Origin of the sequence: Pseudomonas petroselini, assembly GCF_045037875.1 — a bacterium.
GTDB classification, from domain to species: domain Bacteria; phylum Pseudomonadota; class Gammaproteobacteria; order Pseudomonadales; family Pseudomonadaceae; genus Aquipseudomonas; species Aquipseudomonas petroselini.
In genome coordinates, this window is record NZ_CP173614.1 from 5,091,804 (window position 1) to 5,113,332 (window position 21,529).

Below are 21,529 nucleotides of genomic sequence, written 5' to 3' on the forward strand. Positions count from 1 at the left end.
ATCGGGAGCAAGCCCCCTCCCACATTGGCGCCCGCAGCTATCGATCAGGCCATTTCAGCCGTGGTTTCGAACTCGAAGGTCAGCTCGCCATCCTTGAGGTCGATGTGCACCACGCCACCATGGTCGGAGAGCTCGCCGAACAGGATCTCTTCGGCCAATGGCCGCTTGATCTTGTCCTGGATCAGACGTGCCATTGGACGTGCGCCCATTGCCGCGTCGTAGCCACCCTCGGCGATCCAACTGCGCGCCGCCTCGGAGACTTCCAGTTGCACGCGCTTGTCTTCCAACTGCGCCTGAAGCTCGGTGAGGAACTTGTCCACCACGCTTTTGATAACCTCATGGCTGAGGCGACCAAACTGGATGATGGTGTCCAGGCGGTTGCGGAACTCCGGCGTGAAGCTCTTCTTGATCACTTCCATGGCATCGGAAGAGTGATCTTGATGACTGAAGCCGATCGAAGCCCGCGCAGCCGTTTCGGCACCGGCGTTGGTGGTCATGATCACGATCACATTGCGGAAGTCCGCCTTGCGCCCGTTGTTGTCGGTCAGGGTGCCGTGGTCCATCACCTGCAGCAGCAGGTTGAAGACTTCGGGGTGAGCCTTCTCGATTTCATCGAGCAGCAATACGCAGTGCGGCTGCTTGGTGATCGCTTCGGTCAACAGACCGCCCTGATCGAAACCGACATAACCCGGAGGCGCACCGATCAGGCGCGATACCGTGTGGCGCTCCATGTACTCGGACATGTCGAACCGCACCAGCTCAATACCCATGGCCTTGGCCAACTGCCGTGCCGCTTCGGTCTTGCCGACGCCGGTCGGGCCTGCGAACAGGAACGAACCGACAGGCTTGTCCGGCGACTTGAGGCCCGCACGCGACAGCTTGATCGCGGTGGACAGCGCGTCGATGGCTGCATCCTGGCCGAATACGGTGAGTTTCAGGTCGCGCTCCAGGTTACGCAGCAACTCCTTATCGGAACTGTTGACGTGTTTAGGCGGAATCCGCGCGATCTTGGCCACGATGTCCTCGACCTGAGCAACGTCGATGCGCTTCACACGCTTCTCGACCGGCTGCAGGCGCTGGTAGGCGCCCGCCTCGTCGATCACATCGATGGCTTTGTCCGGCATGTGCCGGTCATTGATGTAGCGCGATGCGAGCTCAGCAGCCGCACGCAGAGCCTCGTCGGTGTACTCGATGCCATGGTGCGCTTCGAAACGCCCCTTGAGCCCGCGCAGGATACCGATGGTGTCTTCGACTGAAGGCTCGGACACATCGACCTTCTGGAAGCGACGCGCCAAGGCACGGTCTTTCTCGAAGATGCCACGGAATTCCTGGAACGTGGTCGAACCGATGCAGCGGATATCACCCGACGAGAGCAGCGGCTTGAGCAGGTTGGAGGCATCCATTACCCCGCCTGACGCCGCACCGGCACCGATGATGGTGTGGATCTCGTCGATGAACAAAATCGCCTGAGGGCGTTTTTTCAGTTCACCCAGCAACGCCTTGAAGCGTTTCTCGAAATCGCCACGGTACTTGGTCCCGGCGAGCAAGGCGCCCAGGTCCAGGGAGTAGACCACGCTGTTTGCCAGCAGGTCCGGCACCTGGTTATCGACGATGCGCTTGGCCAGGCCCTCGGCAATCGCGGTTTTACCCACGCCCGCCTCACCCACCAGCAACGGGTTGTTCTTGCGACGACGCGCGAGGATCTGCGCTACACGCTCAACCTCAAGCTCGCGCCCCACCAGCGGATCGATCCGCCCCTGGCGCGCCAGTTCGTTGAGGTTGCTGGCATAGGCATCCAGTGGATTGCCCGAAGAAGAAGACTCACCGCCCTCGTCGTCCTGCATTTCCTGCTCACCCTCGGAATGATCGCCGTGCCCAGGCACTTTGGAGATACCGTGGGCGATGTAATTGACGACATCAATACGGGCAACGCTCTGCTGTTTGAGCAGGAACACTGCCTGGCTTTCCTGTTCGCTGAAAATGGCCACAAGCACATTGGCGCCCGTGACTTCACGCTTACCGGAGCTCTGAACGTGGAAAACAGCACGCTGCAATACCCGCTGGAAGCCCAGGGTTGGCTGGGTTTCACGGTCCTCGTCGTGCACGGGGATCAGTGGCGTGGTGGAGTCGATAAACTCCTGCAGGTCGTGCTTGAGTTTGTCGAGGTTGGCGCCGCACGCACGTAGAACGGTGGCGGCAGCTTCGTTATCCAAAAGTGCCAGCAGCAGGTGTTCGACGGTCATGAACTCATGACGCTTCGAACGGGCCTCCTTGAAGGCAAGATTGAGGGTGACTTCGAGCTCGCGGTTTAACATAGCTTCACCTCATACCCAAGTGGTCGGCGTTAACCGTCCTTCTCGATTTCACAGAGTAGCGGATGCTGGCTTTCCCTGGCGTACTGGTTGACCTGCATGGCCTTTGTCTCGGCGATGTCGCGGGTAAACACTCCACATACTGCCCGTCCTTCTGTGTGAACGGCCAGCATTACCTTGGTCGCCAACTCGCGGTTCAGGTTAAAAAACACCTCGAGCACTTCGACCACGAAATCCATCGGTGTGTAGTCATCATTGAACAAAACCACCTTGTACATCGGCGGCGCCTGTAAAGCAGGCTTGGCCTCCTGAACAGCAATGCCTGCAGAACCGTCGTCATCGTGTTCGTGATCCGGTCGATCCTGATTGAATGTTAGTCGAATCTGGCTGATTGCATGCATGGAAAGAAAGGTTCGTCAGTGGTTCAAATACAGTGGTGGGGGCGACCTGTCAGAATTTCAACTGCTGACCGATCGGTCGCCTTGACTATCGGCGAAACGGTGTTACAACCAATAGAACCCACAGTGGGTAAAAAAGGTCCGCGCAGTCAACCTTATTTATTCGGGTTAGGACGGATAAACTGGATGATACTCCAGTGATGGAGTCTGGTGCAGAGGGATATGGGTATGTCTGGCGTCAAGATCAGTGGCAAGGTCAAATGGTTTAACAATGCCAAGGGGTACGGTTTTATCATTGAAGACGGTAAATCCGAGGACCTGTTTGCGCACTTTTCAGCAATCATCATGGATGGGTACAAAACGCTGAAAGCGGGACAAGCAGTCAGCTTTGAGATTATTCAAGGCCCTAAAGGACTGCACGCCGTGAATATCGACGCAGTGAAAGAAGTCATTGCGAGCCCAGCAGCACGTGCGAACGAAGTAGAAAAGAAACAAACGGCCTGACCCGCCGCCGAGCGTGTAGCTTGCGATAAAAAAACGGCCACCCCAATCAACTCGGGATGGCCGTTTTTTATGCCCGCGCGCTTACATATGCGAAATCAACGCATCACCAAAGCCCGACGACGACACCAACTTCGCGCCCTCCATCAGGCGTTCGAAGTCGTAGGTCACGGTCTTGGCCGAAATCGCACCGTTGGTACCCTTGATAATCAAGTCAGCCGCCTCAATCCAGCCCATGTGACGCAACATCATCTCTGCCGACAGAATCAACGAACCTGGGTTGACCTGGTCCTTGCCTGCATATTTAGGCGCAGTACCATGGGTTGCCTCGAACATCGCCACGGTGTCGGACAAGTTGGCCCCCGGCGCGATACCGATACCGCCCACTTCCGCCGCCAGGGCATCAGACAGGTAGTCACCGTTCAGGTTGAGGGTGGCGATCACGTCATACTCAGCCGGACGCAGCAGGATTTGCTGGAGCATCGCGTCGGCAATCGCATCCTTGACCACTACATTCTTGCCGGTCTTCGGGTTCTTGAACTGCATCCACGGCCCACCATCGAGCAGCGTCGCGCCGAACTCCTCCGCCGCCACTTCGTAGGCCCACTCCTTGAAGGCCCCTTCAGTGAACTTCATGATGTTGCCTTTGTGCACGATAGTCAGCGAATCGCGGTCATTATCCACCACATATTGCAGGGCCTTGCGCGCCAGACGCTTGGTGCCCTCCAGCGATACCGGCTTGATGCCGATCCCGCAATCCTGGTCGAAACGGATCTTGGTGACGCCCATTTCTTCCTTGAGGAACTTGATGACCTTGGTGGCCTCCGGCGAACCGGCCTTCCACTCGATCCCGGCGTAAATGTCTTCGGAGTTCTCACGGAAGATGGTCATGTCCACATCGCCTGGCTTCTTGACCGGACTGGGCACACCTTCGAACCAGCGCACCGGGCGCAGGCACACGTACAGATCGAGTTGCTGACGCAGGGCCACGTTCAGCGAACGGATGCCGCCACCGACCGGCGTGGTCAGCGGCCCCTTGATGGACACCACGTAATCCTTGACCGCATCCAGGGTTTCCTGGGGCAGCCAGGTGTCCTGGTCGTAGACTTGGGTCGCCTTCTCACCGGCGTAAACCTCCATCCACGAGATTTTGCGCTTGCCGCCGTAGGCCTTTTCAACAGCTGCGTCGACCACCTTGATCATCACCGGGCTGATGTCGACGCCAATACCGTCACCTTCGATGTAAGGGATGATCGGTTGGTCAGGAACATTGAGAGAATGGTCTGCATTGACGGTGATTTTGTCGCCGACTGCCGGAACCTGAATCTTCTTGTATCCCATGCTGAACTCCATCTATGGATTAAACATCTGGCTGCGTTCGAGCCTACTCCAGATAAATGGCGACTGAAACCTCGCGCCATGCTCATTTGCATCGAAAACAGCATAAATTGTCGCCTACAAGCCTGAAAGCAAAGGGAAAAGCGCCAATCTTGAGCACATCGTGCGACTTTAGGCGTAACCCGGCACCTGCGACCTTTAGACCAATGGACGACACACCTTTTGTATGAAGGCTCGGCGTAAGCATAGCGACCTATGTATAATGCCGCCGCTGACCAAAGAGTCACGACGGCGGACCGCTCTAGAACAGCGCCTTCCGCTACAAAGCAGGGCTAATACAATAGTCCACCCGCTTGACGCTCGACTGATGCAACCCAACATCACCGCGAAGAAACCTCGACATTTCGCTCATGGATGACTTTGAACGAACGCGCTCCACCCGGCGCATCTCGAGTTTCTGCGCACGCTTTCAGCAAAGAAGAGAGTTAATCCGAATATGCCCACCCGCTCGAAGATCATCTATACCTTCACCGACGAAGCCCCAGCCCTCGCCACCTATTCACTGCTGCCTATCGTAGAGGCCTTCACCGCTTCCGCTGATATTGCCGTGGAAACCCGCGACATCTCCCTCGCAGGGCGCATCCTCGCAAGCTTCCCCGAGCAACTGGGCACCAAGGCTATCCCGGACCACCTCGCCGAAATGGGCGACCTGGCCGTTACACCTGAAGCCAACATCATCAAGCTGCCTAACATCAGCGCCTCGACCCCGCAGCTGCAAGCCGCGATCAAGGAATTGCAGGCCCAGGGCTACGCCCTGCCGGACTACCCGGAAACCGTAACCACCGACGCGGAAAAAGAAACCCGTGCACGTTACGACAAGGTCAAGGGCAGCGCCGTGAACCCGGTACTGCGCGAAGGCAACTCCGACCGTCGCGCACCGCTGTCGGTCAAGAACTATGCACGCAAGCACCCGCACAAAATGGGCGCCTGGGCTGCCGACTCCAAGTCCCACGTTGCCCACATGAGCAGCGGCGACTTCTACGGCAGCGAAAAATCCGTACAGATCGAAGCCGCTGACGCGGTCAAAATCGAGCTGGTCGCTCAAGACGGCACTACCACCGTCCTGAAAGAAAAGACCACGGTCAAGGCCGGCGAAATCATCGACAGCGCCGTGCTGAGCAAAAAAGCCCTGCGCAGCTTCATCGCCGCTGAAATCGAAGACGCCAAGAAGCAAGGCGTACTGCTGTCGGTTCACCTGAAAGCCACCATGATGAAGGTCTCCGACCCGATCATGTTCGGCCAGATCGTTGCCGAGTTCTATAAAGACGCCCTGGCCAAGCACGCCGACGTGCTGGCACAGATCGGCTTCAACCTGAACAACGGCATCGGCGACCTGTACGCGCGCATCAAGGCCTTGCCTAGTGATCAGCAAGCGCAGATCGAAGCTGACATTCAAGCGGTCTACGCCGCTCGCCCTTCCCTGGCGATGGTCAACTCCGACAAAGGCATCACCAACCTGCACGTACCGAGCGACGTCATCGTCGACGCGTCGATGCCGGCCATGATCCGTGACTCCGGCAAAATGTGGGGCACCGACGGCCAACTGCACGACACCAAGGCCGTGATCCCGGATCGCTGCTACGCCACCATCTACCAGGCGGTGATCGAAGAGTGCAAAGCCAACGGCGCTTTCGACCCTACCACCATGGGCAGCGTGCCAAACGTTGGCCTGATGGCGAAAAAGGCTGAAGAGTACGGCTCCCACGACAAGACCTTCCAGGTCAAGGCTGACGGCGTCGTCCGCGTGACCGACAGCGAGGGCAACCTGCTGATGGAACAGAAAGTCGAGGCTGGCGACATCTTCCGCATGTGCCAGACCCAAGACGCGCCGATCCAGGACTGGGTCAAACTGGCCGTCAACCGTGCCCGCGCCAGCAACACCCCGGCCATTTTCTGGCTGGACCCTAAGCGTGCACACGATGGCGTCGTGGTCGAGAAAGTTCAGGCCTACCTGAAAGACCACAACACCGAAGGCCTGGACATCCGCATCATGTCGCCGGTCGACGCGATGAAGTTCACCCTGGAGCGTACCCGCAAGGGCCTGGACACCATCTCGGTGACCGGTAACGTACTGCGCGACTACCTGACCGACCTGTTCCCGATCATGGAACTGGGCACAAGCGCCAAGATGCTGTCGATCGTGCCGCTGATGAACGGCGGTGGCCTGTTTGAAACCGGCGCCGGCGGTTCGGCTCCGAAGCACGTGCAGCAGCTGCTGGAAGAAAACTTCCTGCGCTGGGACTCCCTGGGTGAGTTCCTGGCCCTGGCCGCCTCCCTTGAGCATTTGGGTGTGACGTACAACAACCCGAAAGCCTTGGTACTGTCCAAGACCCTGGACCAGGCCACTGGCCAGTTCCTTGACAACAACAAGTCGCCATCGCGCAAAGTCGGCAACATCGACAACCGCGGCAGCCACTTCTACCTGGCGCTGTACTGGGCTCAAGCCCTGGCCGCCCAGACCGAAGACACTGCCCTGCAAGCGCAGTTCGGCGAACTGGCCAAGACCCTGGCCGCGAACGAAGCCACCATCGTGGCCGAGCTCAACGCCGTACAGGGCAAGCCAGTGGACATCGGCGGCTACTACGCGCCGAACCCTGAGCTGACCAGCAAGGCCATGCGCCCAAGCAACACCCTCAACGCGGCGATTGCCAAGTTGAAGTAAGGTTGTAAGGCGATACCACGAACCCCGGCCATGTGCCGGGGTTTGTGTTTTCAGGCCACTGCAAGGGAAGTGTTATCTCGAAAGACTCTAATGAACTGTTAGCTTTAACAGGTTACCTGACGCCCCCCAGAGACCATCCTGCAAATGCGGCTAATGCCCAAAGAACAGGAGACTCTCAAATGCGACACACCAATATTTCAGTACCGCTTTACGCTGTCTTACTTGCATTGCTGCCATTAGCGAATGCCGGTCAAAATGTCCAAATAAGCTATTTCCTCCACGCCGACTTCACATGCAAAAATGGCATCACGAAACCCGGATATAGCGTCTATGTAGTGGGGTCGCTGCCGGAGATCGGAAACTGGGCCCCAGCTAAAGCTGTTTTACTCACCCCCTCGAATTACCCGGCCTGGACCGGCTTGGTGGGATTTTCCAATGTTAAGCTCAATGAAAAAGTGGAATGGAAGTGCATTATCCGCAATGAGAATAACGCCTCAGACGTTCAAAAATGGCAGCCCGACCCAAACAACGAGGCAATACTGATATTTTCCCCGACAGTGCAAACCACTGGCACATTCTAAGCCGCCCGACATTGCCAGGCGTATCATGCGGACACGATACACACCCCTCCGTACTTGAGACCCGCTTATGACCTGGCAACCCCACATCACTGTCGCCACCCTCGTCGAAGACAACGGCCGCTTCCTGATGGTCGAAGAGCTCAAGGGCGGTCGCGCCGTGCTCAACCAGCCTGCCGGCCACCTCGACCCGCATGAAACCCTGACCGAAGCCGCCGTGCGCGAAACCCTCGAGGAAACCGGCTGGGACGTCGAAGCCACCGGCATCGTCGGCATCTACCTCTACACCGCCCCCAGCAATGGCATGACCTACCAGCGGGTCTGCTTCACCGCCAAAGCCCTGAAACACCACCCGGACTATCAACTCGACGAAGGCATCCTGCGCGCCCGCTGGCTGACCCGTGACGAGCTGATGGCGCTGCGCGACGACTGGCGCAGCGAGCTGATCATCCGCTGTATCGATGATTATCTGGCCGGCCAGCGCCACAGCCTGGAATTGATCCGCCCTTCTCTTTAGCCTTGCGGGCCCAGGCCTGCTAGAATCGCGTCCTTTTTCAAGACACCCGTTGAAACCCTATGCGTGATCCAGCCCCTTCTGACACACAAAAGAAGCGCGTCATCGTCGGCATGTCCGGCGGCGTGGATTCTTCCGTTTCCGCCGTTCTGCTCATGGAGCAGGGTTATGAGGTGGAAGGCCTGTTCATGAAGAACTGGGAAGAAGACGATGGAACGGAATACTGCACCGCCATGGACGACCTGGCGGACGCCCAGGCCGTGTGCGACAAGATTGGCATCAAACTGCACACCGCCAACTTCGCCGCCGAGTACTGGGACAATGTGTTCGAGCACTTCCTGGCCGAATACAAGGCCGGCCGCACGCCGAACCCGGACATCCTGTGCAACCGTGAAATCAAGTTCAAGGCGTTCCTCGACTACGCCATGATGCTCGGCGCCGACCTGATTGCCACTGGCCACTACGTGCGCCGCCGCGATATCGATGGCCGCACCGAACTGCTCAAGGGCCTGGACCCGAACAAGGACCAGAGCTACTTCCTGCACGCCGTCGGCGGTGAACAGATCGCCAAGACCCTGTTCCCGGTGGGCGAACTGGAAAAACCCGAAGTGCGCAAGATTGCCGAGAAACATGGCCTGGCCACCGCCAAGAAGAAGGATTCCACCGGGATCTGCTTTATCGGCGAACGCCGCTTCAGCGACTTCCTCAAGCAGTACCTGCCGGCGCAGCCGGGTGAAATCAAGACCACCGACGGTGAAGTGATCGGCCGCCACCACGGCCTGATGTACCACACCATCGGCCAGCGTCAGGGCCTGGGCATCGGTGGCCTGAAAGACGCCGGTGAAGAGCCGTGGTACGTGCTGGTCAAGGACCTGGACAATAACGTGTTGATCGTCGGCCAGGGCAACGAACACCCGCTGCTGTTCTCCGGCGCGCTGCTGGCTTCCGAGATCTATTGGGTCAACCCGATCGACCTGAGCACGCCACGCCGCCTGACCGCCAAAGTGCGCTATCGCCAGGGCGACCAGCCTTGCACCCTGGAAAAAACCGCCACTGGCTACCGGGCCACCTTCGATGACCCGCAACGCGCGGTCACCCCGGGCCAGTCCGTGGTGTTCTATGACGGCGAAATCTGCCTGGGCGGCGGCGTGATTGAAGTCGCCGAAGCCTGGAGCAACCCGGCATGAGCCCGACCCAGGAGCAATTGACGGCACTCGGCGGGGTTTTCCTTGCTGCCGTGCTGGTGGACAAGATCGCCAAGACCGGACAGGTCACCGAGGCAGGCCTGACCTGCATGCTCGGCAGCCTGTTGATCCGCGACCCCAAGGACACCCTGGAAGTCTACGGGGGCGACGACCTGGCGCTGCGTGAAGGCTACCGCGCACTGATCGGCGCCCTGGAGCGCGACCCCAGCACCCTGCAGCGCGAGCCGTTGCGCTATGCCCTGTCGATGCTCGGCCTGGAGCGTCAACTGGCCAAGCGCGAGGACATGCTGGAGGTCATCGGCAAGCGCCTGCCGCAAATCCAATCCCAAGTGGAACACTTCGGCCCGGCCCACGAAAACGTGGTTGCCGCCTGCGGTGCGCTGTACCAGGACACCTTGAGCACCTTGCGCCAGCGGATCCAGGTCCACGGCGACATGCGCAACCTGCAGCAACCGAACAACGCCTCGAAAATCCGCGCCCTGCTCCTGGCCGGTATTCGCTCGGCACGGTTGTGGCGCCAGTTGGGCGGACATCGTTGGCAACTGGTGATCAGCCGACGCAAATTACTCAAAGAGCTTTACCCGTTGATGCGCAACGAATAAGTCGCACCAGCAGGCCTTTTTCAAGCCGTTACGCGTAATACGCCGGTCAGTTGGCAACGGACCGGCGGATTTTTTCATGTATGATACGCGCCCCATTTCGTTGCCCGACTGTCCGAGAACACCCCATGCAGCTCTCTTCGCTCACTGCGGTTTCCCCTGTTGACGGCCGCTACGCCGGCAAAACCCAGGCCCTGCGCCCTATTTTCAGCGAATACGGCCTGATCCGTGCTCGCGTGCTGGTTGAAGTGCGCTGGCTCCAGCGCCTGGCCGCTCACCCCGCCATCAGCGAAGTGCCGGCGTTTTCCGCGCAAGCCAACGCTGTGCTCAACACCCTGGCGGAAAACTTCTCCCTGGAGCACGCCGAGCGTGTGAAAGAGATCGAGCGCACCACCAACCACGACGTCAAAGCCATCGAGTACCTGCTCAAAGAGCAAGCGGCCAAGTTGCCGGAACTGGCCCAGGTCAGCGAGTTCATCCACTTTGCCTGCACCAGTGAGGACATCAACAACCTGTCCCACGCCCTGATGCTGCGTGAAGGCCGTGATGACGTCATGCTGCCACTGATGCGCCAGACCGCCGAAGCCATCCGCGAACTGGCGATTCGCTTCGCTGCGGTGCCGATGCTGTCGCGCACCCACGGCCAGCCGGCCTCGCCGACCACCTTGGGCAAAGAACTGGCCAACGTGGTGTACCGCCTGGAACGCCAGATCGCTCAAGTCGCCGCCGTACCGCTGCTGGGCAAGATCAACGGCGCCGTAGGCAACTACAACGCCCACCTGTCGGCCTACCCGGAGATCGACTGGGAAGCCAACGCCCGCGCCTTCATCGAAGACGAGCTGGGCCTGGGCTTCAACCCGTACACCACGCAGATCGAACCGCACGACTACATCGCCGAGCTGTTCGACGCCATTGCGCGCTTCAACACCATCCTGATCGACTTCGATCGCGATATCTGGGGCTACATCTCCCTGGGCTACTTCAAGCAGCGCACCATTGCCGGTGAAATCGGCTCGTCGACCATGCCGCACAAGGTCAACCCGATCGACTTCGAAAACTCCGAAGGCAACCTCGGTATCGCCAACGCCCTCTTCCAGCACCTGGCCAGCAAGTTGCCGATCTCCCGCTGGCAGCGCGACCTGACCGACTCCACCGTACTGCGCAACCTCGGCGTGGGCTTTGCCCATAGCGTGATCGCGTACGAAGCCAGCCTCAAAGGCATCAGCAAGCTTGAGCTCAATGAGCAGAAGATCGCCGCTGACCTGGACGCGTGCTGGGAAGTATTGGCCGAGCCGATCCAGACCGTGATGCGCCGCTACAACATCGAAAACCCGTACGAGAAGCTGAAAGAGTTGACCCGCGGCAAGGGCATCAGCCCTGAAGCACTGCAAACTTTCATCGACGGCCTGGACATGCCAGCCGCGGCCAAGGCCGAGCTGAAACTGCTCACCCCGGCCAACTACATCGGCAACGCTGTAGAGCAAGCCAAGCGCATCTGATCCACGCAAGCCCCTTTGAGACGCCCGGCCGCGCCGGGCGTTTTTATTCCAGTCTGAAAAGTGCTTTTTTTCAATAGGTTACACATGAATCCTGATATCCCTCTTCAACTTCTGGGCGGCATCACGGCACGGGAATTCCTGCGCGACTACTGGCAGAAAAAGCCGCTGCTGATCCGTCAGGCCATCCCTGATTTCGAAAGCCCGATTGACGCCGACGAACTCGCCGGCCTGGCGCTGGAAGAAGAAGTCGAGTCGCGCCTGGTGATTGAACACGGCGAGCGTCCGTGGGAATTGCGTCGCGGCCCGTTCGCCGAAGACGCCTTCAGCACCCTGCCTGAACGCGAGTGGACCCTGCTGGTGCAGGCGGTCGACCAGTTCGTGCCGGAAGTGGCCGAGCTGCTGGAGCAGTTCCGCTTCCTGCCCAGCTGGCGCATTGACGACGTGATGATCAGCTTCGCCGCACCCGGCGGCAGCGTCGGCCCGCACTTCGACAACTACGACGTGTTCCTGCTGCAAGCCCAGGGCAAGCGCAACTGGAAGATCGGCCAAATGTGCAGCTCCGAGAGCCCGCTACTGCAGCACGCCGACTTGCGCATCCTCGCCGAATTCGAAGAAAGCGCCGAATGGGTGCTGGAACCGGGCGACATGCTCTACCTGCCACCGCGCCTGGCGCACTTCGGCATTGCCGAAGACGACTGCATGACCTACTCCGTGGGTTTCCGCGCACCGAGCGCCGCCGAAGTGCTGACCCACTTCACCGACTTCCTCAGCCAGTACCTGACTGACGAAGAGCGCTACACCGACGCCGACGCCCAGCCGGTCAGCGACCCCCACCAGATCCAGAGCGACGCGCTGGACCGCCTCAAGAGCCTGCTGGCCGAGCACATGAGCGACGAGCGCATGCTGCTGACCTGGTTCGGCCAGTTCATGACCGAACCGCGCTACCCGGAACTGGTGGCCGGTGAAGAACTGGGTGAAGAAGACTTCATCAGCAGCCTGCAAGATGGCGCGATCCTGGTGCGCAACCCAAGCGCGCGCCTGGCCTGGTCCGAAGTCGACGACGACGTGCTGCTGTTCGCCAGCGGCCAGAGCCGTTACCTGCCCGGCAAGCTGCGTGAGCTGCTGAAGCTAGTGTGCTCGGCCGATGCGCTGCACAGCGAGAACCTCGGCGAATGGCTGGCGGATGAAGACGGCCGCGATCTGCTGTGCGAACTGGTCAAGCAAGGAAGCCTGGGATTTGCCGATGAATAAGATTCACGTCAGTGTCGCGGATTGGCAAAAGGATATCGCCGAGATTCGGCGCATTCGTGAAGCGGTCTTTATCGCTGAACAATCGGTCCCACCGGAGCTGGAGTGGGACGCGGACGACGCCAGCGCGGTGCATTTCCTCGCATTTGAAGGCGATTTTCCGATTGGCACCGCGCGCCTGTTGCCCAGCGGCGAGATCGGCCGCGTGTCGGTACTCAAGGACTGGCGCGGGCTGAAGGTCGGCGACAAGCTGATGGCTGCGGTGATTGGTGTAGCCGAGCAGCGCGGCCAGGCCAAGCAGTTCCTGAGTGCGCAGGTGTATGCGGCGCCGTTTTATGAGCGGTTGGGTTTCAAGATCGTCAGCGATGAGTTTCTTGAAGTCGGGATTCCGCATGTGGATATGGTGCGCGGGGACTGACTCAAGACCGAGTCGCCTATATCGGGAGCAAGCCCCCTCCCACATTTGACCGAGTCCATCCTTTGAAATGCGGTCAAAATGTGGGAGGGGGCTTGCTCCCGATAGCCATATCAGCAACACCTCAAAATGCCCTGCCCTGCCAGGGCATTTTGCCGTCTACGATTCAATTTGCGACCTGCCAGGCCGACAAACTGGCACTATCCAGCCTTTGACTCGCAGAGATAACGGACATGTCCCTACGCACCCTGCTCACCGCCCTCCTCCTGACCGCCAGCGTCTCGGCCGTGGCCGACACCGAAGTCGTCAACCTGAGCAACCGCACCAGCGCCGATCTGCTCCCCGTGGCACAGAACTTCATCGGCAAGGACGGCACCGTCAGCGCTTACGGCAACCAGTTGATCGTGAATGCCGCCCCCGCCAAGATCCAGGACCTGCGCGCCCTGCTTTCTCAACTCGACACACCCGCCAAGCGCCTGCTGATCACCGTCGACACCAACGAAAACAACCAGCAGAACAGCGGCGATAGCCAAACCCGCATCATCAGCTACGGCACCACCAGCCGCGATGGCGGCATCCAGCAGATCCAGGCCAGCGAAGGCGTACCCGCACTGATCCAGGTCGGCCAGAGCGTGCCGCTGACCACCACCCAGCAGGACAGCTACGGCCGACTGCAAAACCAGACTCAGTATCGCAACGTGACCCAGGGTTTCTACGTGACCGCCAGCGTCACCGGCGAGACCGTTCATCTAGCGATCAGCACCAACCGTGACCGCATGAGCCAGGAACGTCCCGATGTAGTGAACGTGCAAAGCACCGACACAACCGTCAGTGGGCGGCTGGGCGAGTGGATCTCCCTGGCTGGCATCAATCGCGAGACCCAGGCCGACAAATCCTCTACAACCCGCAGCTACTCTACTCAGGGTCGCGATGACCTGACGGTACGGGTTAAAGTCGACACCTTGAACTGAAGCACCAAAAACTGACTGATGAGTCGTCTTAGACTAAAGATGTAGTGCTTGAAAAAAAGCACTACAAAACATTTGACGATCCAAAAAAGCATGGGCATGATGGCCTCGCTCCCGCTAATCAGGGGCCCTGGCAAGGGCCTTCGGATCGTCGCTCCAAGTTACCCACCTGAGCCGATTCGTGTCTGTACCGCCCACAAGGTGTGTTTGACGAGGTTGCGACTGGAACGAAGTTGTCCCGAGGGACGGAAGCTAACCAGGTAACCCGGCTACACACTGATGGATCGTACAAAGGCCCACGACGCCCGAAGACCGTTCGCAGTTCGCCCTTACCTGCTCAACTCTCCCTTGAGCCATCGTTCATCCCGTCGCATTCCCCGCCAAACCTGACTTGACCACCTAAGCTTCTGGTCAGCGAGCAGCCCTGCCCACGCAATGAATGCGTGGCTGGCAAACGGATACTTCAAACAAGACGCGACGAGGTTTTTTCCCATGGCACTGACACGCGAACAGCAAATTGCAGCCCTCGAGAAAGACTGGGCTGAAAACCCACGCTGGAAAGGCGTGACCCGCGCTTATTCCGCTGCTGACGTCGTCCGCCTGCGTGGCTCGGTTCAACCTGAGCACACCTTTGCAAAACTCGGCGCCGAAAAACTGTGGAAGCTGGTCACCCAGGGTGCCAAGCCGTCCTTCCGCCCCGAGAAAGATTTCGTCAACTGCATGGGCGCCCTCACTGGCGGCCAGGCAGTCCAACAGGTAAAAGCCGGTATCCAGGCGATCTACCTGTCCGGCTGGCAAGTGGCAGCGGACAACAACTCCGCTGAATCCATGTACCCCGACCAATCGCTTTACCCGGTGGACTCGGTGCCGACCGTGGTCAAGCGCATCAACAACTCGTTCCGCCGCGCCGACCAGATCCAGTGGAAAGCCGGTAAAGGCCCGGGCGATGAAGGCTACATCGACTACTTCGCGCCGATCGTGGCGGACGCTGAAGCCGGTTTCGGCGGTGTACTGAACGCCTACGAACTGATGAAGAGCATGATCGAGGCCGGCGCTGCCGGCGTGCACTTCGAAGACCAACTGGCGTCGGTGAAGAAATGCGGCCACATGGGCGGCAAGGTATTGGTTCCGACCCAGGAAGCCGTACAGAAGCTGACCGCTGCCCGCCTGGCCGCTGACGTTGCCGGCACGCCGACCATCATCCTGGCCCGTACCGATGCTAACGCCGCTGACCTGCTGACCTCGGACTGCGACCCGTACGACCAGCCGTTCGTAACGGGCGAACGCACCCAGGAAGGCTTCTATAAAGTACGCGCCGGTCTCGACCAGGCGATCGCCCGCGGCCTGGCCTACGCGCCGTACGCCGACCTGATCTGGTGCGAAACCGCCAAACCGGACCTGGACGAAGCCCGTCGCTTCGCCGAAGCGATCAAAAAGGAATACCCGGACCAACTGCTGTCCTACAACTGCTCGCCTTCCTTCAACTGGAAGAAGAACCTGGACGACGCAACCATCGCCAAGTTCCAGCGCGAACTGTCAGCCATGGGCTACAAGCACCAGTTCATCACCCTGGCCGGCATTCACAACATGTGGCACAGCATGTTCAACCTGGCGCACGACTACGCCCGCAACGACATGACCGCCTACGTGAAGCTGCAGGAGCAAGAGTTCGCTGACGCCGCCAAGGGTTACACCTTCGTGGCGCACCAGCAGGAAGTGGGCACCGGCTACTTCGACGACATGACCACCGTGATCCAGGGCGGCACCTCGTCCGTGACCGCGCTGACCGGCTCGACCGAAGAAGAGCAGTTCCACTAAGCACCGCGTACACGGCCACTGCGGCCGCAAGGAAGACCTAACCGCAGTGCCGCACAACAATCACGCCCCGACTGGTTCGGGGCGTTTTTTTTGCCTGAGCGATCTGCCCCGAGCCAATGAGAATCCAACTGTGGGAACGCATGCGGCCTGAAGATTTTGGGCAAAACATTGATCCAGAGCGGTATTTGCGTCGGATAAATCGGTTAAAAGATCCGCGTCAGCAACTAAGCGGTAATCAAGCAAGTAACGGCAACTTCCCTCGCTGCATGAGAAACAATCGCTTAAACCCTACGCAAACAATATTCATTATCATTTGGAGCGTGAAAACTTCGTTACCGGTTAAACAAAACACATTTGATTAAATGCCCGCTAATGCCCGCCCCATCAGGGCTACAGCCCCAAGAAGGTGCACTATGTGCTTATTCCATCGAATAATTTCGCTATAGGAATTTTACTTGCCCGGTGTTTAGCCATAAAATCACCGCGATTGATTGCAGTGCGACATATCGTCACTGCATCGTTACTTTTTCGAGCTCAGAGACCTTTGCTCTCTGTTAAGGATTTCCAGCATGACCGAAGCGACAGGACTCATGGCCCACAACTGGGGCTTTGCCATTTTCCTTCTCGGTGTTGTCGGCCTTTGCGCCTTCATGCTTGGCGTCTCCAGCCTCCTCGGGTCAAAAGCCTGGGGCCGCAGCAAAAATGAACCGTTCGAGTCCGGCATGCTGCCTACAGGTGGCGCCCGCTTGCGGCTCTCAGCCAAATTCTATCTGGTCGCGATGCTCTTCGTGATCTTCGATATCGAAGCCCTTTTTCTCTTTGCCTGGTCTGTGTCCGTCCGCGAAAGCGGCTGGACCGGATTCGTCGAAGCTCTCGTTTTCATAGCAATTCTGTTGGCAGGCCTTGTCTACCTATTCCGAGTGGGCGCCCTTGATTGGGCTCCGGAAGCTCGTCGTAAGCGGCAAGCGAAGCTGAAACAATGAGGCTTTGGCGATGCAATACAATCTCACCAGGATCGACCCGGATGCTCCTAACGATCAGTACCCCATCGGCGAACGGGAAACCGTCTCCGATCCGTTAGAAGACCAAGTCCACAAAAACATCTACATGGGCAAGCTGGAAGACGTGCTGAGTGGCGCGGTCAACTGGGGGCGTAAAAACTCCTTGTGGCCGTACAACTTCGGTCTGTCCTGCTGCTACGTGGAAATGACCACCGCCTTCACGGCGCCCCACGACATCGCGCGCTTTGGCGCCGAAGTTATCCGGGCATCGCCGCGCCAGGCGGATTTCATGGTTATCGCCGGTACCTGCTTTATCAAGATGGCGCCGATCATTCAGCGTCTCTACGAGCAAATGCTCGAGCCAAAGTGGGTTATCTCCATGGGTTCGTGCGCCAACTCCGGTGGCATGTACGACATCTACTCCGTCGTTCAAGGGGTGGACAAGTTCCTGCCCGTGGACGTCTACGTGCCTGGCTGCCCGCCCCGCCCTGAAGCTTTCCTGCAAGGCTTGATGCTATTGCAGGAATCGATTGGCAAGGAGCGTCGCCCGCTTTCCTGGGTCGTCGGAGATCAAGGCGTGTACCGCGCCGAGATGCCTTCGCAAAAGGAACAGCGCCGCGAACAGCGAATCGCAGTCACCAACCTGCGCAGCCCCGACGAAGTCTGATCCAGCACCGCTTCTTTTATAGAACGAAAACCTGGCTTCATTCTTTACGTTGACCGAAAGCGATAAAAAACCATGACTACAGGCAGTGCTCTGTACATCCCGCCTTATAAGGCAGACGACCAGGATGTGGTCGTCGAACTCAATAACCGTTTTGGCCCTGACGCCTTCACCGCCCAGGCCACACGCACCGGTATGCCGGTGCTGTGGGTGGCGCGTGCCAAGCTTGTCGAAGTCCTGACCTTCCTGCGCAACCTGCCCAAGCCGTACGTCATGCTCTATGACCTGCATGGCGTGGACGAGCGTCTGCGCACCAAGCGCCAGGGGCTGCCGAGCGGCGCCGATTTCACCGTGTTCTACCACCTGCTGTCGATCGAGCGTAACAGCGACGTGATGATCAAGGTCGCCCTGTCCGAGAGCGACCTGAGCGTGCCGACCGTCACCGGTATCTGGCCGAACGCCAGCTGGTATGAACGCGAAGTCTGGGACATGTTCGGGATCGACTTCCCGGGCCACCCGCACCTGACGCGCATCATGATGCCGCCGACCTGGGAAGGTCACCCGCTGCGCAAGGACTTCCCTGCGCGCGCCACCGAATTCGACCCCTTCAGCCTCAACCTCGCCAAGCAGCAGCTTGAAGAAGAAGCTGCGCGCTTCCGTCCGGAAGACTGGGGCATGAAGCGCTCCGGCACCAACGAGGACTACATGTTCCTCAACCTGGGCCCGAACCACCCTTCGGCTCACGGTGCCTTCCGTATCATCCTGCAACTGGACGGCGAAGAAATCGTCGACTGCGTACCGGACATCGGCTACCACCACCGTGGTGCCGAGAAGATGGCGGAACGTCAGTCGTGGCACAGCTTCATACCGTACACCGACCGTATCGACTACCTCGGCGGCGTGATGAACAACCTGCCGTACGTGCTCTCGGTCGAGAAGCTGGCTGGCATCAAGGTACCGGACCGCGTCGACACCATCCGCATCATGATGGCCGAGTTCTTCCGGATCACCAGCCACCTGCTGTTCCTGGGTACCTATATCCAGGACGTCGGCGCCATGACCCCGGTGTTCTTCACCTTCACCGACCGTCAGCGCGCCTATAAGGTCATCGAAGCCATCACCGGTTTCCGCCTGCACCCGGCCTGGTACCGCATTGGCGGCGTGGCCCACGACCTGCCGAATGGCTGGGAGCGCCTGGTCAAGGAATTCATCGACTGGATGCCCAAGCGTCTGGACGAGTACCAAAAGGCTGCGTTGGACAACAGCATCCTCAAGGGCCGCACCATCGGCGTCGCCGCCTACAACACCAAAGAGGCCCTGGAATGGGGCGTCACCGGTGCCGGCCTGCGCTCGACTGGCTGCGATTTCGACCTGCGTAAGGCGCGCCCGTACTCGGGCTACGAGAACTTCGAGTTCGAAGTGCCGCTGGCGGCCAATGGCGATGCCTACGACCGTTGCATCGTGCGCGTCGAAGAAATGCGCCAGAGCCTGAAGATCATCGAGCAGTGCATGCGCAACATGCCGGCCGGCCCGTACAAGGCGGATCACCCGCTGACCACGCCGCCGCCGAAAGAGCGCACGCTGCAGCACATCGAAACCCTGATCACGCACTTCCTGCAGGTTTCGTGGGGCCCGGTGATGCCGGCCAACGAGTCCTTCCAGATGATCGAAGCGACCAAGGGTATCAACAGTTATTACCTGACGAGCGATGGCGGCACCATGAGCTACCGCACCCGGATTCGTACGCCAAGCTTCCCGCACTTGCAGCAGATCCCTTCGGTGATCAAAGGCGAGATGGTCGCGGACTTGATTGCGTACCTGGGTAGTATCGATTTCGTTATGGCCGACGTGGACCGCTAAGCATGAACAGCACGCTTATCCAGACAGACCGTTTCACCCTGAGTGAAACCGAGCGCTCGGCCATCGAGCACGAGCTGCATCACTACGAAGACCCGCGCGCGGCGTCGATCGAGGCGTTGAAGATCGTCCAGAAGGAACGTGGCTGGGTGCCCGACGGCGCCCTCTACGCCATCGGCGAGATCCTCGGCATCCCCGCGAGCGACGTTGAAGGCGTGGCCACGTTCTACAGCCAGATCTTCCGCCAGCCGGTGGGTCGCCACATCATTCGCGTGTGCGACAGCATGGTCTGCTACATCGGTGGCCACGAGTCAGTGGTCAGCGAGATCCAGAACAAGCTGGGCATCGGCCTCGGCCAGACCACTCCGGACGGCCGCTTCACGCTGCTGCCGGTGTGCTGCCTGGGAAACTGCGACAAGGCGCCGGCGTTGATGATCGACGACGACACATTCGGTGACGTGCAGCCTGCTGGCGTGACCCAATTGCTCGAGGGCTACCCATGACCCTGACCTCTTTCGGCCCGGCCAACCTGATCAAGCGTTCGCCAGAGACCCACCCGCTGACCTGGCGCCTGCGTGACGATGCCGAGCCCGTGTGGCTCGACGAGTACCAGGCCAAGAACGGCTACGCCGCTGCGCGCAAAGCCTTCGCCGACATGGCCCAGGACGACATCGTCCAGACCGTGAAAGACGCCGGCCTCAAAGGCCGCGGCGGTGCAGGCTTCCCCACGGGCGTGAAGTGGGGCCTGATGCCCAAGGACGAATCCATCAACATCCGCTACCTGCTGTGCAACGCGGATGAAATGGAGCCCAATACCTGGAAAGACCGCATGCTGATGGAGCAACTGCCCCATCTGCTGATCGAAGGCATGCTGATCAGCGCCCGCGCGCTGAAAACCTACCGGGGCTACATCTTCCTGCGTGGCGAATACACCACCGCCGCCAAGCACCTCAACCGTGCCGTGGAAGAAGCCAAGGCCGCCGGCCTCTTGGGCAAGAACATCCTCGGTTCGGGCTTTGACTTCGAACTGTTCGTGCACACCGGCGCCGGGCGTTATATCTGCGGTGAAGAAACCGCACTGATCAACTCCCTCGAAGGCCGCCGCGCCAACCCGCGCTCCAAGCCGCCCTTCCCCGCGGCCGTGGGCGTGTGGGGCAAGCCGACCTGCGTGAACAACGTTGAAACCTTGTGCAACGTGCCGGCGATCATCGCCGACGGCGTGGACTGGTACAAATCGTTGGCCCGCGAAGGCAGCGAAGACATGGGCACCAAGCTCATGGGCTTCTCCGGCAAGGTCAAGAACCCTGGCCTGTGGGAGCTGCCTTTCGGCGTGACCGCCCGCGAGCTGTTCGAGGACTACGCCGGCGGCATGCGCGACGGCTACACCTTGAAGGCCTGGCAACCAGGCGGCGCCGGTACCGGTTTCCTGCTGCCCGAGCACCTCGACGCACAAATGTATGCCGGCGGCATCGGCAAGGTGGGCACCCGGATGGGTACCGGCCTGGCGATGGCGGTCGACAACACCGTGAACATGGTCTCGTTGCTGCGCAACATGGAGCAGTTCTTCGCCCGCGAATCCTGCGGCTTCTGCACCCCCTGCCGCGACGGTCTGCCATGGAGCGTCAAGCTGCTGATGGCCCTGGAAAACGGCGAAGGCCGCGAGGGTGACATCGAGACCCTGCTGGGCCTGGTCGGTTTCCTCGGCCCAGGCAAGACCTTCTGTGCTCACGCACCGGGCGCCGTGGAGCCATTGGGCAGCGCAATCAAATACTTCCGCTCGGAGTTCGAAGCCGGCATCGCGCCTACCAGCGCCGCCGTCCCGCCTCTGGCGAGGCCGATCGTAGTCGGCGCGTAACGCTTAAAACAGGCGAAGGGTCCGTGCCCTTCACCTG

The 21,529-nt window shown here is 59.6% G+C and carries 19 protein-coding genes; 16 read left to right on the forward strand and 3 right to left on the reverse strand.

Annotation, left to right across the window (positions count from 1 at the left end; translation table 11 throughout):
* Positions 1-44: 44 nt before the first annotated feature.
* Positions 45-2,315 carry an ATP-dependent Clp protease ATP-binding subunit ClpA gene (gene clpA, locus ACI512_RS23370; protein ID WP_012724940.1) on the reverse strand — a complete coding sequence of 757 codons (2,271 nt, stop codon included), beginning with the start codon at positions 2,313-2,315 and terminating at the stop codon, positions 45-47.
* Positions 2,316-2,344: 29 nt separating this feature from the next.
* Positions 2,345-2,713 (reverse strand): ATP-dependent Clp protease adapter ClpS, encoded by a 369-nt coding sequence (gene clpS / locus ACI512_RS23375; RefSeq protein ID WP_010567912.1) that lies wholly within the window; start codon positions 2,711-2,713, stop codon positions 2,345-2,347.
* Between the two features lie 225 nt (positions 2,714-2,938).
* On the opposite strand from clpS, the gene cspD reads away from it, so the two are divergent.
* Positions 2,939-3,214 (forward strand): cold shock domain-containing protein CspD, encoded by a 276-nt coding sequence (gene cspD / locus ACI512_RS23380; protein ID WP_329616730.1) that lies wholly within the window; start codon positions 2,939-2,941, stop codon positions 3,212-3,214.
* A gap of 81 nt (positions 3,215-3,295) precedes the next feature.
* Here the strand turns inward: cspD and icd are convergent, their stop codons facing one another.
* Positions 3,296-4,552 carry an NADP-dependent isocitrate dehydrogenase gene (gene icd, locus ACI512_RS23385; protein WP_205490154.1) on the reverse strand — a complete coding sequence of 419 codons (1,257 nt, stop codon included), beginning with the start codon at positions 4,550-4,552 and terminating at the stop codon, positions 3,296-3,298.
* Between the two features lie 493 nt (positions 4,553-5,045).
* Between icd and ACI512_RS23390 the strand changes: the two genes are divergently transcribed.
* The 15 genes from ACI512_RS23390 to nuoF all read left to right on the forward strand — a co-directional run bounded on the left by ACI512_RS23390 (position 5,046) and on the right by nuoF (position 21,492).
* A complete protein-coding gene (locus ACI512_RS23390) occupies positions 5,046-7,271 on the forward strand; it encodes an NADP-dependent isocitrate dehydrogenase (RefSeq protein WP_405121375.1) in 2,226 nt (741 codons plus the stop codon).
* Positions 7,272-7,450: 179 nt separating this feature from the next.
* Positions 7,451-7,852 carry a carbohydrate-binding module family 20 domain-containing protein gene (locus ACI512_RS23395; RefSeq protein ID WP_236382709.1) on the forward strand — a complete coding sequence of 134 codons (402 nt, stop codon included), beginning with the start codon at positions 7,451-7,453 and terminating at the stop codon, positions 7,850-7,852.
* Between the two features lie 67 nt (positions 7,853-7,919).
* Positions 7,920-8,366, forward strand: a complete 447-nt coding sequence (locus ACI512_RS23400; protein ID WP_236382712.1) for an NUDIX hydrolase — start codon at positions 7,920-7,922, stop codon at positions 8,364-8,366.
* A 59-nt stretch (positions 8,367-8,425) separates the two neighbouring features.
* On the forward strand, positions 8,426-9,550 hold the full coding sequence (gene mnmA, locus ACI512_RS23405) for a tRNA 2-thiouridine(34) synthase MnmA (protein WP_012724945.1): 1,125 nt from the start codon (positions 8,426-8,428) through the stop codon (positions 9,548-9,550).
* Positions 9,547-10,170 carry a high frequency lysogenization protein HflD gene (hflD, locus tag ACI512_RS23410; RefSeq protein ID WP_012724946.1) on the forward strand — a complete coding sequence of 208 codons (624 nt, stop codon included), beginning with the start codon at positions 9,547-9,549 and terminating at the stop codon, positions 10,168-10,170. Before mnmA ends, hflD begins: the two co-directional genes overlap by 4 nt.
* Positions 10,171-10,295: 125 nt before the next feature.
* Entirely contained in the window at positions 10,296-11,666 is a 1,371-nt protein-coding gene (gene purB, locus ACI512_RS23415; protein ID WP_012724947.1) for an adenylosuccinate lyase, read from the forward strand.
* An 84-nt stretch (positions 11,667-11,750) separates the two neighbouring features.
* Positions 11,751-12,917: a cupin domain-containing protein gene (locus ACI512_RS23420; protein ID WP_012724948.1), complete on the forward strand. Its 1,167-nt coding sequence runs from the start codon at positions 11,751-11,753 to the stop codon at positions 12,915-12,917.
* Complete coding sequence (locus ACI512_RS23425; protein ID WP_236382717.1) at positions 12,910-13,332, forward strand: GNAT family N-acetyltransferase; 423 nt, start codon at positions 12,910-12,912, stop codon at positions 13,330-13,332. The genes ACI512_RS23420 and ACI512_RS23425 overlap by 8 nt, the downstream gene beginning before the upstream one ends.
* Before the next feature lie 230 nt (positions 13,333-13,562).
* On the forward strand, positions 13,563-14,300 hold the full coding sequence (locus ACI512_RS23430; RefSeq protein ID WP_012724950.1) for a secretin N-terminal domain-containing protein: 738 nt from the start codon (positions 13,563-13,565) through the stop codon (positions 14,298-14,300).
* Positions 14,301-14,789: 489 nt separating this feature from the next.
* Positions 14,790-16,115: an isocitrate lyase gene (gene aceA, locus ACI512_RS23435; RefSeq protein WP_003219577.1), complete on the forward strand. Its 1,326-nt coding sequence runs from the start codon at positions 14,790-14,792 to the stop codon at positions 16,113-16,115.
* 569 nt (positions 16,116-16,684) lie between these two features.
* Positions 16,685-17,098 (forward strand): NADH-quinone oxidoreductase subunit A, encoded by a 414-nt coding sequence (locus tag ACI512_RS23440; protein WP_003219575.1) that lies wholly within the window; start codon positions 16,685-16,687, stop codon positions 17,096-17,098.
* Positions 17,099-17,108: 10 nt separating this feature from the next.
* A complete protein-coding gene (locus ACI512_RS23445) occupies positions 17,109-17,783 on the forward strand; it encodes an NADH-quinone oxidoreductase subunit B family protein (RefSeq protein ID WP_012724951.1) in 675 nt (224 codons plus the stop codon).
* 72 nt (positions 17,784-17,855) lie between these two features.
* Positions 17,856-19,640 carry an NADH-quinone oxidoreductase subunit C/D gene (gene nuoC / locus ACI512_RS23450; RefSeq protein WP_012724952.1) on the forward strand — a complete coding sequence of 595 codons (1,785 nt, stop codon included), beginning with the start codon at positions 17,856-17,858 and terminating at the stop codon, positions 19,638-19,640.
* A gap of 2 nt (positions 19,641-19,642) precedes the next feature.
* Positions 19,643-20,140, forward strand: a complete 498-nt coding sequence (gene nuoE / locus ACI512_RS23455) for an NADH-quinone oxidoreductase subunit NuoE (RefSeq protein ID WP_003174721.1) — start codon at positions 19,643-19,645, stop codon at positions 20,138-20,140.
* On the forward strand, positions 20,137-21,492 hold the full coding sequence (nuoF, locus tag ACI512_RS23460) for an NADH-quinone oxidoreductase subunit NuoF (protein ID WP_003174722.1): 1,356 nt from the start codon (positions 20,137-20,139) through the stop codon (positions 21,490-21,492). Before nuoE ends, nuoF begins: the two co-directional genes overlap by 4 nt.
* The last annotated feature ends 37 nt before the right edge of the window (positions 21,493-21,529 follow it).